The sequence below is a fragment of the Kocuria rosea subsp. polaris genome, from assembly GCF_001483755.1.
Taxonomy (GTDB): domain Bacteria; phylum Actinomycetota; class Actinomycetes; order Actinomycetales; family Micrococcaceae; genus Kocuria; species Kocuria cellulosilytica.
In genome coordinates, this window is the sequence record NZ_LQBK01000026.1 from 1 (window position 1) to 13,149 (window position 13,149).

The 13,149-nt window shown below is 61.9% G+C and carries 8 protein-coding genes and 1 tRNA gene; 2 read left to right on the plus strand and 7 right to left on the minus strand.

Annotated features, from left to right (window positions below; translation table 11 throughout):
- Positions 1 to 880, plus strand: an 880-nt coding sequence (locus AVL61_RS18220; protein ID WP_231738402.1) for a restriction system modified-DNA reader domain-containing protein, incomplete at its 5' end; no start/stop codon positions are given.
- A 335-nt stretch (positions 881 to 1,215) separates the two neighbouring features.
- Here AVL61_RS18220 and AVL61_RS11945 read toward each other — a convergent pair.
- The 6 genes from AVL61_RS11945 to AVL61_RS17535 form a co-directional block, all read right to left on the minus strand.
- Complete coding sequence (locus tag AVL61_RS11945; RefSeq protein WP_082697121.1) at positions 1,216 to 2,727, minus strand: class I SAM-dependent DNA methyltransferase; 1,512 nt, start codon at positions 2,725 to 2,727, stop codon at positions 1,216 to 1,218.
- 1 nt (position 2,728) lies between these two features.
- Positions 2,729 to 3,727, minus strand: a complete 999-nt coding sequence (locus AVL61_RS17950) for a restriction endonuclease subunit S (protein WP_157571406.1) — start codon at positions 3,725 to 3,727, stop codon at positions 2,729 to 2,731.
- Between the two features lie 332 nt (positions 3,728 to 4,059).
- Positions 4,060 to 6,822: a type I restriction endonuclease subunit R gene (locus AVL61_RS11950; protein WP_058874566.1), complete on the minus strand. Its 2,763-nt coding sequence runs from the start codon at positions 6,820 to 6,822 to the stop codon at positions 4,060 to 4,062.
- Between the two features lie 212 nt (positions 6,823 to 7,034).
- A complete protein-coding gene (locus tag AVL61_RS11955) occupies positions 7,035 to 9,164 on the minus strand; it encodes an N-6 DNA methylase (protein ID WP_058874562.1) in 2,130 nt (709 codons plus the stop codon).
- The gene (locus tag AVL61_RS11960) at positions 9,161 to 9,691 is read right to left on the minus strand and encodes an NYN domain-containing protein (RefSeq protein ID WP_058874563.1); all 531 of its coding nucleotides are present in this window, start codon (positions 9,689 to 9,691) and stop codon (positions 9,161 to 9,163) included. The genes AVL61_RS11955 and AVL61_RS11960 overlap by 4 nt, the downstream gene beginning before the upstream one ends.
- Positions 9,692 to 9,964: 273 nt before the next feature.
- Positions 9,965 to 11,059 carry a DUF6226 family protein gene (locus tag AVL61_RS17535; RefSeq protein WP_197412704.1) on the minus strand — a complete coding sequence of 365 codons (1,095 nt, stop codon included), beginning with the start codon at positions 11,057 to 11,059 and terminating at the stop codon, positions 9,965 to 9,967.
- Between the two features lie 490 nt (positions 11,060 to 11,549).
- Here AVL61_RS17535 and AVL61_RS11970 point away from each other — a divergent pair.
- A tRNA-Gln gene (locus AVL61_RS11970) sits at positions 11,550 to 11,620 on the plus strand.
- 478 nt (positions 11,621 to 12,098) lie between these two features.
- Here AVL61_RS11970 and AVL61_RS11975 read toward each other — a convergent pair.
- Positions 12,099 to 13,016, minus strand: coding sequence for an IS982 family transposase (locus AVL61_RS11975; RefSeq protein WP_058874564.1), 918 nt, complete (start codon positions 13,014 to 13,016; stop codon positions 12,099 to 12,101).
- Positions 13,017 to 13,149 lie beyond the last annotated feature (133 nt).

A 13,149-nucleotide genomic window follows, 5' to 3' on the forward strand; every position in this document is an offset into this window, starting at 1 on the left:
GAAGCCGCATAACTCGATGTCCACGAAACGGGGTCAACCCCACAGCACGACGGCATCGCTGAACGCTGACGGGAGCATTAACTACGATGGGCGGTCCTATCCGACACCGTCTGCTGCAGCCCAGGTCGTCCGGGAGGGTCGGGCGACCAATGGCTGGAGCATGTGGGGCGTGCAGCGCCACGGGAAGTTGGTGCGCCTGACAGTGTTGCGCGGGCAGTTCGAGTCCGGACACGTTCCGCCCTCCTCGATCGACTCGCTCAACGAGGGCCCCCCAGCCGGCCTGGAGGTCGAGGACCTCCTTCTGGACGAGGACCTCGACCAAGACGCTCCTGATCCTGCTGATGTGAAGCCCGCACCAGCCCCCGCAGAGGACTCCACTGAGGACCCGGGCCTCATCACGTCCTTCGGCATGTTCTGGCGACGGGACCAAGTCGACTGGGGCAACCGCAACCGCATCCTGGGACACAAGGCCGGCAACGAGACAGAGGTGGACTTCGCCGGAGAGATCGGCGTCTACCTCCTCCACGACGGGGCGCGCACCGTGTACGTAGGCCGGGTGTCCAAGCCACGCATGGGACAACGACTGTTCGAGCACACCAAAGACCAGTTATCGGGCCGGTGGGACCGCTTCTCCTGGTTTGGGCTGCGTCCTGTCCTGAACAGGGGTGTGTTGGGAGAGCCCGCCGCCACCTTTGGCACCGACCTGGTGGTGGCCACCATGGAAGCCATCCTGATCGAAGGGCTCGAGCCCCCGCAGAACCGCCGTCAAGGCGACAGCATGATGGGGCAGGAATACCAGCAGACCGTTGACGAGCAACTCCAAGAGCGCCATGCAATGGCGACGATGCTGCGCGTATTTCAGGGGCGACACGACAGCTGATAACCCACAACGTCTAAGTGTCGAAGATCAGGGGAAAGCAAGCAGGGCCCAGCGTGCTTCCCCCATCACCGCGGCCACCACAACCACTCCGGGGGCACTGGGCCCTGGTCCGGCGGAGGAGCACTCACACCGGCTGTTTTCCACAATATGGAAACGAAAGAACAGTCGCGAGGCCACTTGTGGGGACTGCACTCCAGCGACGCCTTGGCAGGCCCCGGCCAGCGGTTGTTATCTCATTTTGTCGGGTTGGCACCATCGCTCTGCCAAACGCTCCTCGAGAGACTGAAACGCCACCGCTCACGGAAGGCATCCTGTCAGCAAGTTACTGTCCAAACTCAGTCAGCTGTTAGGGCTTCCTCGTCAATCTCGCTCGTACCGAGCTGCTCCTCCAAAGCCGTGGCAACGGCCTCGAAATCGGCCAGAGCAGCGGTGAGGTCCTCCACGATCTCGCGGGCAATAACATCCGGGGAGGGCAGATTCTCCAGGTCTTCCAGGGACTCGTCGCGCAACCAGGTGATGTCGAGGTTGACCTTGTCCCGGCTGACAAGTTCCTCGTAGCTGTACGCCTTGAACCGCTCGGAATCTTCTCGCTCTTCGTGAGGCCGACCGGGCTTGCAGCAGGCTACGAAATCCTCGAGGTCGGCTCGGCGCAACGGGTTCTGTTTGAGCGTGAAGTGCTTGTTGGTGCGCAGATCGTAGACCCACAGTTTCCGGGTCCAGGGCTGTTCGCTGGCTGGCTTTTTGTCGAAGAACAGGACGTTGGCTTTTACGCCTTGGGCGTAGAACAGGCCGGTGGGCAGGCGCAGCATGGTGTGCAGGTCGAAGTCGGCCAGCAGCTTGCGGCGGATGGTCTCACCGGCCCCGCCCTCGAACAGCACGTTGTCCGGCAGCACCACCGCGGCCCGACCGTTCATTTCCAAGATGGTCATGATGTGCTGGACGAAGTTCAATTGCTTGTTGGAGGTGGTGGCGACGAAGTCGGGGCGTTCAATCTCCAGGTCCTCGCGCACCTCACGCCCATCCGCCCCCACCATGGTCAGCGACGACTTCCGTCCAAACGGCGGATTGGCCAGCACCACGGACCAACGCTGTCCCGGGTCGGCGACCAGGGAGTCCTTCACCTCAATGACCGACTCACCCTCGGCGTCACCAATGCCGTGCAGGAGCATGTTCATCGCAGCCAGACGGGCGGTGCCGTCCACCAGCTCGATGCCGTGGGCGAAGCCGTCGCGCAACTTGCGCAGTTGGGGCCGGCTCATGTCCCCTGAGTGCTGCTCGGCGTAGTCGTGGGCCACTAGTAGGAAGCCGCCGGTGCCGCAGGCGGGGTCGGTAACGGTGTCCTCTACGGTGGGTTGAATGACGTCGACGATGCCCTGGATTAGCGGGCGCGGGGTGAAGTACTGACCGGCACCTGAACCCTTGTCCGAGGCGCTCTTGGCGAGTAGCGCCTCGTAGGCATCACCGGTCAGGTCGGTGCCGGCCTGGGACCAGTGCTCCTTATCGATGAGATCCACCACCAGTCGGCGCAGTTTGGCCGGGTCCTGGATCCGGTTCTGGGCCTTGCGGAAAATTACCCCAACCGTTCCGTCCATCTTCCCGAGCCCGCGCAGGATGCGGCTGTACTCCGCCTCGATATACATCCCGGAAGCATCCGTAAGGTGGGTCCAGGAGTACTCATCGGGGATGATCTGATGGGGCTGGAACTTTCGAGTGGACCGTTCATGAGCCATTTTCAAGAACAACAAGAAAGTGAGTTGCTCGGTGTACTCGAGCACACCCACTCCATCATCGCGGAGGACGTCGCAGTAGGACCAAAGCTTGTCGATCAGGCGTCGGGTGTTCATCATTTTAAAGAACCTCAGAAACTAAATCTAGATTTTGCGAAAAAGAATTGTCAGAGCCGCGTATTAATTGTCGCTCGTGAGTTAATCGCCCCTCAAACGCGGCTACTAAAACGGAGTTACGCAGAGATTCAGCGCGTCGCTCGGTGCGTTCAAGGGTTTGAGTCGTTTCGTTCGCTCGGTCAGTAATTTCCGCTGTAGCTGCAATAATGTCTCGCTGAACGTCCATGGGTGGTACCGGTATGCGGGTTATCCCCACAGTGTCCTGATCAATTTTGGGCATTGAGCCGGATAGCCCCTTTGCCCGGGATCGAAAAAATCTGTGCACGCGCTCAGTTCGCATTACCGTTGCCAAGAAGCGACTATCGATGATGGACTCATTGCAACGAATGCGGATGAGTAGGTCAGGGAATATTGCCCAATTTCTTGGACCGTCATAACGAGCTGTGGTTCCGACCAGCTCAGGCGTATTTGACCGTTGGACAAGAACATCTCCTGGCTCTAGCCAAAGATTTGCAGCCACTTCAGGCGGGGTCGACGTCAGTTTGGTGTTTTCTTCACTGAACTGGGATTGTGTTACCGCGGTTAGGGTGAGGCATCGGGTGCTTGATGCTGAATCCATGCTTACTCGGTCGGAACGCCCATTGCGCATAGGTTCGCGAAGAAGATCTTTAAGGGCTAGATGACCCCAAGATTCTCCTGAAAAAATGCGGTTATTTATTGCAGAAGCTCGCCAGATGTTTGTCTGGACCTTGGCGTGACGGACGGTTGCCAAGGCGGCTTCCATTGAAATCATGTGTTGCTGGACCCGGCATACGATTTGACGCTGCTCCACCAGGGTGGGCTTGGGAACGGGAAGACGGAGGAATCGCGACTGGGTGAGGTTGAGGCCGCTGTCGCTGATGCCGGTCTTCATCTGATCGATCTGCTTTTGCGCTACGGGACTAAGTAGCCAAAGCTCAAGAAATTCTGGATCGAACTGGTCGTTAGTGCGGAACCGGTACATTTTACCGGAGAGCATTCTTCGAGGTTGCGTCTCGCGAATCAGCGCAGGAACACCGCAACGAGATCTTGGTCCTGCATTTGTCATGATTAGGTCGCCTGGGTGGGCAACTATGTGGGGTCGTGGACTCATAGAGTCGGGCAATGCTTTGTTTTCATTGCTATTAAATGCGCCGGGTTGTATGGCAGTTGTCTTGAGGACCCCCCACTGGTCGGATCCGTTGGCCGGCCGAGGGTGGCAGCGCGGACTCCACCCCTGCTGAAGGAGCTTTCCGTTTTGAAGTGGAGCAAGAGCCTGGTCCAGAGTGACGATGGGGTATGGGATGGTTGCAAGACTCACGCCGTCAGGACCTCATTAAGTTCGTCGATGTAATCGCCGGTGCGGTCGCCCAGGTCGCGCAGAGCACCGTCCACACCACCGCGATCAGTAAAGGGTGCCTCGTCTAAATCGTCGGGGGTGAGGCCTGCCGACGATGCGATGACCTTGACCATCCGGTCTAGCCACCACCTCTCTTTGTCTGTGAATTCCGTACCGGCCTGCTCCTGCTGAGCGAGCCAACCGACGTAGCGCTCCCGCACCTGATCGGCGTATGGCACCAGTTCTTCGTCTAGCCCCAACGTAAACCGCAGCAGGGACACCAGATCAGTGGTGGTGTGCTGGTCGGTGTGGTGCACTCGTCCCGCCGCGACTTTTTCGTAGGCGCTCCAGAGCAGATCAGGAGTCCAATTGTGTGGAGGACGGCTGATGCGTTCGGCTAGCTCTTGGATGTCCGGGAATGAGATCCGCCGTTCCCTCGTCTCGGTGAGTAGCTGGAGGGCGGTGATCTCGTCGCGGTGTTCCTGCAGGTAAGCCGCCCATGAGTCTACGATCGATCGAGCGCGATCAGGGTCCACGACCCCGTGAGCGTCCAACAACACATCCTGGTTGACCTCGTCGATGATGCGGTCGTGAGCCCGGCGCAGCTCCAAGAGTCGATGTCGCAACTCGGGGTTGGCCGCGATCGGCTCTACCGCCTTGTCGAGAGACTCTTGGACAGCTTGATCCGGATCTGCAGCTGTCTGCCGGATACCTGCTTGGCGGTCGACGTCAACTGCATCTACCAGACCACGGATGATGCCTTGCAGGGGCTGGCCTGCGACCTGATCGAGCTCCCTCCGTTCCTCCGGTGTCAGTTGCAGTTCCAGGGCGGCCAGACGGGAAGCGAGGGTTGCCGTTTCATCCTCGGTGAGGGTCAGCGCGGAGGCCTTCTCCAGCAGCTTCTGCAAAGACACCCCCTTGATGCGATTCAGCGGCGGGTCGACGAAGTCGTGCTCGGTCACTCCCACAGCGTCGACGATCACGAAGCGCGTCTTCTCGATGGCGTCGGGGGTGACGGCTTGGAAATCGGTGGAAGTGATGGTGCGGGCGCCGCGGCCTTTCATCTGTTCGAAATACTGGGCCGATCTGACATCGCGCATGAAGAACACACACTCCAGCGGTTTTACGTCCGTGCCGGTGGCAATCATGTCCACGGTCACTGCGATGCGTAGGGTGGGGGAGGTGCGGAAGGCCTGCAGGTGCCCCTTAGGGTCCTTGGCCTGGTAGGTGATTTTCGCGGCGAAGTCATTGCCCTTGCCGAAAACTTCTCGGACCGTGGTGACGATCTCCTCGGCGTGGGCGTCGTCCTTGGCGAAAATCAGCGTCTTGGGCACGGTGGTGCGCTCCGGGAAAATCTCAGTGAAAAGCCGGTCGCGGAAGGTCTCCAGCACGGTGCGGATCTGGGAGCGTGAGGTCACGGCGCGGTCGAGCTGCTTATGCGTGTACTCCAGGTCCTCATCGAGCTCCACGAGCCTCTGCTCGCGGGTGCGGCGGTCAACCTTGGGGACGATGATGCCGGCATCAATCTTTCCGCCTTGCTCGGAGATCTCGGTGCGGATCCGGTAGAGGTCGAAGTCCACATTGACCCGGTCGGCCACCGATTGCGGATAGGTGTACTCGGAAATCAGGTTCTGGCGGAAGAACGCGAAGGTCTGCTTGCCCGGGGTGGCGGTGAGTCCTACGACGTGGGCGTCGAAGTACTCCAGCACGTGGCGCCACACTCCGTAGATCGACCGGTGGGCCTCATCCACGATGATGATGTCGAAGGCCTCCGGCGGCAGTTGTGCGTTGTACGCGACCACCACCGGTTCATCAGGGATGAAGGCGTCGAGCTGAGGGTCGTCCTGGATGGTGACTTCCTCGTTCCGCAGAGCCATGAACACCCGCTGGATGGTTGAGACCACCACGTCCGAGGAGCCCAGCAGGCCGGCCCCGCTCAGCTTGTCGACGTTGTAGTGCTCGGTAAAGCGACGCCCGTCATCAGGAGTGCGGTAGTTCTGGAACTCCCCCACGGTTTGGTCGGCCAGGTTGTTGCGGTCTACCAAAAATAGAATGCGTCGGAACCCCCCATAGCGAAGCAGTCGGTAGGCCAGAGTCACGGCCGTGTAGGTCTTGCCGGCGCCCGTGGCCATCTGAATCAGAGACCGATCAAAGCGCTGCTCCCGCAGGCTTTTTTCCACGCCTTGCACCGCGGTGATTTGTGCCGGACGCAACGGTGCTTCATTTAAGGCGGGCATGGTGCGGACCTTCCCACGCCAGGTCGGCGCTTGGGGGTTCACCTGAGACTCGCGCACCTGCCACGCCAAGGATTCCGGGCGCGGGAATCCGAACACCATCCGAGCCCGAGGTTCGGGGTCGAACCCGTTGGTAAAGTGCAGTTCCCGCCCGTTGGCCTCAAAAATGAACGGCAACCTGCCACCGCTGGTCACCACCTTGCGGCGCACACTCGCTGGCAGGCCAGCGGCGTACATTGCTGACTGCCACTCCACCCCGCTGAGCGTCGTGCCCTCCGGCTTGGCTTCAATCACCCCAACCACGTCCTTGTCCACGTACAGGAGGTAGTCCGCCCGACCGTGGCCCGGGGCCATGATTTCCTCACGCACAGCGATGCCCTGACTGGCAAACAGGTTTTTGGAGTCGCGGTTTTGGACGACCCACCCTGCCTCCTCGAGCTGCCGATCGATGAGCACGCGAGCTCTCTGTTCGGCGGGAAGGCGTTGGTCACTGTGGGCGAAAGTCATGACCTGAAGTTTATTTAAGTGATCGTGATTGGCACACATTAAGCGGCATCCTTGTGGCCCAGTTGAAACCAGCAAGCATCAGCTGGCGGGGTCCGATGACGGCAGTCCTTCTTGCTGGGCGCGGGCATATGGGTCTCGCCTTTCGTGACGGGGTGAGAGGAGTGTCGAACGGATGGGGCGTGTTTCGTGGCGGCAGATCTCGCGGGTGCGGGTCACGCCTTGGTGACTTGGAGGGCACCGGCAGCGACTGCCTCGGCCAGGACATTGCGGGTGGCTTGCGCCTGCACGGCCAGTGCCCTCGCCCGTTCGTTTAAGGCTCGGGTCTGGGCCAGCACAGCCACGAGGGCTTCCTGTTCGGCAGGCGGAAGGAGCGGGACGGGCAGGTCTGCGATTTTGACGCGCTGCTGAGAGAAGCCCTGGACGTAGGAGTTCCCGTTGTGCTCGGTGGCGATAATTTCGGCTAGGTATTCCGGGTTGAGATTGTGGTCGCGCACGCGCAGCAGCGCGTAGGTAGAGGTGTGGAGGATCTTGTCGCCCTCCTCGTCCACCCGGGCGTTGAGGCCGCCAAGGATTTGCACCAACACGTCTCCAGGGCGGGTGACGACCGGGGATTCGACCATGGTGGAATCGACGAACTTGTCGATGGGCTTTTCCCGGCGAATCCAGGGGCCGGTGATCACGGGGATGCCCTCGGTGTCGGACAGGTCGGAGTCCGCAACGCGATACTTAGGGCGGACCTGCTCGATGCGGCCCTCCTTGATCAGCTGGCCCACCGTCGTCTGGGCGACAGGTGCTGTGCGGGTTTTGATCTCCACGTTGTTCTGCCGTTGCACACCGGACAGGTTCATGGTGGCTTGGTCCAGTGCCGCGATCTGCTCGCGTACCTTGTTGGCCTCAGGGGCCTCAACGGTCGACTGCACCCACTGCTGCGGTGTGAGGTTGCCTCCAGCGGCCAAAAGCTCTTCCACGCTCACGGCGGCTGCAGGCATGGCCTCGGGTACTTTCTGGTGGTGCCGCCACGCCTGCAAGGCCTCGGCGATGGCTGCGGTGTCAACGGTGATCGCTGTTCGGTCCAGGCGTTCACCCTGATCGGTTTGGTCGATGAGCAGCACCCGGTTGGGGTCGGTGGCCTCGCCTGGCCGGGTCAGGATCCACAGGGTCAGCGGGATGGAGGTGGCGATGGCCATGCCTGCAGGGAGAGCGACGACGGCCTCGACGCTGCCGGCTTTAAGCATGTTCTGACGGATCCGAGCATCCTCGCCCCCGCGGAAGAGGCTGTTGGAGGGCAGATAGCAGGCGCAGCGACCGCCGGGGCCCAGGTGCCAAATACCGATTTGCGGCCAGGCGTAGTCCATCACCCGCTTCGGAGCACCGAAGATAAATCGGGGATCCCAAGTCAAGTCTCGCACGGGGTTGCGCAGACCGTATGGCGGATTCATCACCACGGCCTGGGCGTGACCTTCGGGGAAGGCATCATCAGCCAGCGTGTCGCCCAGGTGCACGTCGATGTCCTGCACGCCCCAGAGCAATGCGCGTTGCAGTGCCATAGAACGGGTGGAGCGCGTGATTTCCTGGCCGGTCACGTGGCTACGGTCGGTGCCTTGCTGCATCGCGGTCAGCAAGAGTCTTCCTGTGCCAGCTGCCGGGTCATAGACCGGTCCAGGGATATCAGCCACGGCTCGAGCTGCCAGGTCGATCAGGTCCTTACTGGTGGCGAACTCTCCGGCCGTCTTACCAGTGGCTTCAGCCACACGGTCGTAGAAGGCCTCGAAGGTTTTGGTGAACTCGTCGGGCTCAATCATGCCCAGCGCATCCAGTACCGCGTAGAACGACCCCTTCAAGTCGCGGGGGTTATGCGCAACAGAGCTGTCCTTGAGGGAGTCGAACAAGCCCGGCTGGTTCATCTCATGCTCGTAGTACTCCATGCCGTGTTGGATCTCCGTCAGTGGGTGGATGGTGGCCCAGTCACGCCACGACTGCCAGTGATACTGCGCAGGCAGATCCTCGTAGAACCCGGGGGAGCCCGGGTCGGAGACGTAGCGCCACACAATCAGGGAGGTCACGACGTTGATGCCGTCGCGGTAGTTGAGCCCGAAATCGCGCCAGGCGTTCATCGCAGCCCACAGGGCACGGTGAGCATCGCCGCCCACGATCTTCTTGCCGTGGGCCTTCATCCAGGCCCGGACTTCATCTGCTCTGTAACGGGGACTGCTGGGTGTGCCCAGGCCGGGCACGGGCTTAGGGAAGTCCTCGTCTAGGACCCACTTAGCGGCCGCGGGGCGGCTGACGCCACCGAGCTCGGCGATCTGGGCTTTATTGAGGCTCAAGCCGGTGGTAGTCATGCGACCTCCTTGACGGTGCGGAACAGGGTGATGACATTGGCGGGGATCGGCGAACCCAGGTGGATCAGGTCGGGTCCGGCGGCCAGACACATGCGCTTGGACAGGCCCACGTCAGGGGCGATGACTGTAACGGAGCAACCGGCGATCCTGATCGCGGTCACGGCGTTGGCGAAAGCATGGTCACCGGAAGCGATCACGACGTGGTCATAGTGGGCCGCGACCCAAGCCGGGTCGCGCAACTCCTCGAGCAAGGCTTCATCGGCGCCGTCCTTGCCGGAGCGAATCCTGCGGCTGGTCGGACCGCTCCAGGTGAAACAGACCGCTGCAGCGTTGACCTTGTTGGAGGCGATGACGGTGTGATCACCGGCCTCGAACCTGACGGCTGCGTTGATGCGGGCCTGTGCCCTGCCGACCTGGGCCGGGGTGAGCGGCGCACTAGTCCCGACCATGTTCTCGATGTCGACGACGAACAGCGTTCGCTCAAAAGTGTCCTGGCAGGTTGCCTGCCGATCCGTTTCCTTGCTCATGTCCTGTCCATCCTTTTCAGGTTCTTGGGGGTTCCTCCTTTTGAGGTTGCCTGCCCCGTGCTAGTAAACAGAACAGTACGCAGGCAAGGAACTGTCTGTCAAGTTAACGTTGTAAACCATTTTGTTCCATGGTTTCGACCGCTGCTGCCAGTGTCGCGAGATGCAGGGCAGTACGGCATCGTGCTGGGGTGTACCTCAGTACCCCGTCTCGCAAGGCAAGGGTTGTGAGGCGTATTGGTTGCGAGACGTCGGCGACTGTCACTCAACGTGGAGTCAGGCGGTTCGCGGTGTCCAGGGTTGCCATCCGTGGGGGAGTGTTGCGAGGCGGCGTTCGGTGTTCTGGCGGTGTGTGGGGGAGTCAGTGGGTGGGTCGGTGGTGTTCGCGGTTTCGCTGGAGCCGTCGGGGGCGGCCCAGGCGTACTCGTAGGCGGCCTGTTTGCCCAGTGGGTAGCGTTCGCGGAACGTGCCGGCGGCGACGGCGAGGACGAACTGCTCGAGTTCCTCCGCTTGGCCTTCGGCTGTCTCGTCGCAGGCGTCACAGGCGCAGTCGGGGAAGACGAGCTCGCACCAAGCCCCGGCGTGGACGATCACCGCCGGTTCCGCGGTGGACACGATGGTCAGTGGGGCGGCATCGGCACGGTTGGGAGTGAGCCTGATCGCGTAGATGGTGTCGTCCGGAGCCCAGAGCAGGTCCTGGAGACTGGCTGGCCCCTCGGTGACGGTGACGTCGTAGGTGGCCCTCAGGTGGTCGATGAGGGCCTGGGCGATCTGGTGCAGGGCGGCGAAGCGTTCGGGGTGGGTGATGCGGCTGTAGGCCTCTTCCGGTGGCGGGTCCTCGTCCCAGCGGTGCCCGTAGGGAATGGGTTGCCCCTCCGGGGTGGTGAAGATCTGCTGGGGCAGCGGTGGACGGGTGTAAGCAGCACCTGAAGCTTGGGTGACGGGGGAAAGGGGAGGCGGGGGTGGGAGGGGCTCCCAGTGCCGCCAGCCCTGGATCTCGTCCAGGAACAGCTCGATCTGATCGGCTGAGGCCAGGGGGAGGTGCTGCAGGAGGCGGGTGAGTTCGAAGGAGGCGTCCTCGGTGCCGACGGCGAACTCATCGTCGATGCCGGGTTGCCACTGCGCGTCCGGGCGCAGTGTGGCCACGGTGTTGCCGGTGAACACGGCGGCCGCCCGCAGCAACCCGGGATCCTGCTGGAATTGCCTGGCGTGCGTCCGAAGGAAAGCCACCAGCGCGGGGAAGTCCGATGCCAGGTGGTGCGGGTCCGCCTGATGTTGGGTGCAGAAGGCGAGGAAGGGGCTGTAGCCGGCGGCGTGGCGGATGGTGGGGATCTCCTCGACGGGGAGGAAATCGCTGGTGCGTGAGGCCATGGGTGGTGGTGGAGCCATGGGCGGGCCGGTGAACACGTCCTCGGCAGGTTCCATGGCCACAGCGTAGTACCGCCCCTGGCACGAAGACCCAGGTCATTCCGGTACCTATCGGACGCACCGGGGGAGCCGATGACGCTCAGAAGACTTCAGGCTGTTGGGCGTGATGCCGAAGTGGGAGGGGCGGGACAGCCGGTGAGCTGTCCCGTCCCGATCGTGCTTCCCTTGCTGTCCTTTATCGACCTGGGTCCGCCCGAGCGTAATGACCTGGGGACGAGGAACGCCGTGGCTCACCAAGGCGATAACTGTCGAGGTTGGTTGAGCCTTCCTCGGTCTCGGGCCTTGGGACGATACGAGCCATAGGCAAAGCCGCGGCTTCCCCTTGTATATTGTGACTATGAACTTCTGCCGAAGCCACCATGAGCACCGCCAACGCGTGCTGCTTGTTGAGCGGCGACGGCGCTAGCTATCTGGCGTTCCTGCTCACTACCATTCCGGCGTGGTGTAGCGGCAACACGGCTGACTTTGGATCAGCAATCCGAGGTTCGATTCCTCGCGCCGGAGCATTCGAAGCCCTCAAACCTCGCTTCACTCGTGGTGTACCTCAGAGGCTCTTTCCACTGATGTTCCACGAATAATTCTGACTCGAAGGGGACTCCCCCGACTTTCCTTGAGTCAGGTAGTTCGGGGACAGTTCCGGTCCGTCATTGTGGATGTGTGAGGCCGGTTGGTCTGACATCGTGAGGGGCGTGGCGGCCAGCTCGGTGAGGGCCATGAAAGCCATGGCGAGAGAAATAAGTACAGCACTGTTTTGGAATCAATTTTATGATGTCGGGGTGGCTCCGTGAAGTGCGGGCGAACCACCCCGACGCAACTCCATAACACTGTTATATTCAGTCGAGTATTTATAATATTCTTTAGGTAAATAATCCCTTCTTTTGAAGTCGCAGACAGCACATATCAATTCTGGCGAACGATGATGATCGTAGTATTGCTTCCGCCGCACTTACAACCACCACTAGATGAGTAATTCCAAGGGGTGTCAGTGGTCGTAGGCGGTCAGGGATCTGCGGATGGCCAGCCCGAGATGGTCGTTGTGCCAGATCGCGGTCGTGAGCGCCAGCAGGCGTTGGGCGATACGGGTGCAGACCCCGCGCACGGTGCGTCCGCCGTGACGCTCCAGATCCAGCTGGGCTTTGAGGGTGTTGTTGACCGACTCGATCACCTGCCGCAAGGGTTTCAGGAACCGGGCCCCGTCCCGGGGTAGTTCCCCGGCCCGCGGCGGGCGGACCACGGTGATCCCGGCCTGGGCCAGCTCGGCGTCAAAGGCCCGGCCGTAGTAGTTCTTGTCCCCGATCACCACCTGCCGGCCAGAACTGGGACGGTGTAAGCCCGGTGTGCCGGTAAGGATCTCCACCAGCACGGTGCGCTCATCGGCCTTGGCTCCGGTCAGCGCCCACCCCACCGGCAGCCCGTGCACGGTGGCCACCAGGTGAAGCCGCAGCCCCCAGAAGTAACGGGAATGGGAGGCGCAGTACCCGTACTGGGCCCACCCGGCCAGGCCGGAGCGTCGGACCGTCTCCCGAGAGCGGGCGCACTCCACCGGGGTGGAGTCCACCACCCACAGGTCGTCGCCGGCGACGGTCGTGTCCGCGGCCAGGACCCCGATCAGCCAGGCCATGGTGTCGACCAGGGCCCGGAGACGTTTGTTGTAGGCGGTTTGGTGGGGCAGGTACGGGAACAGGTGGCGCAGATGCGCCTGCGCGTGGCGCAGCCAGCGGGCTTCGCTGGTGTAGCCGCCCGGGGCTTGCAGCACGGCCAGGGTGATCAGCTCCGCGTCCGTGATCCGCGGGGCGATCCCCACAACCGGGCGGGCCGGGGCGTGTTCGGGATGGGCCTTCAGCAGGTCATCGGTGCTGACGTACAGTGCGGTGGCGAGGGTGTCCAGATCGGCGTCCACGAGGACCTCCAGGGTCGCGTTGGGTAGCAACGCCGATTCTGGGCACCCTCCGCCTATCCCGCCAGACTCCTACCCCTTGGAATTACTCATCTAGTGGCCCGTAGTTGAACTACATGGACGCTTGGCGGGGTGG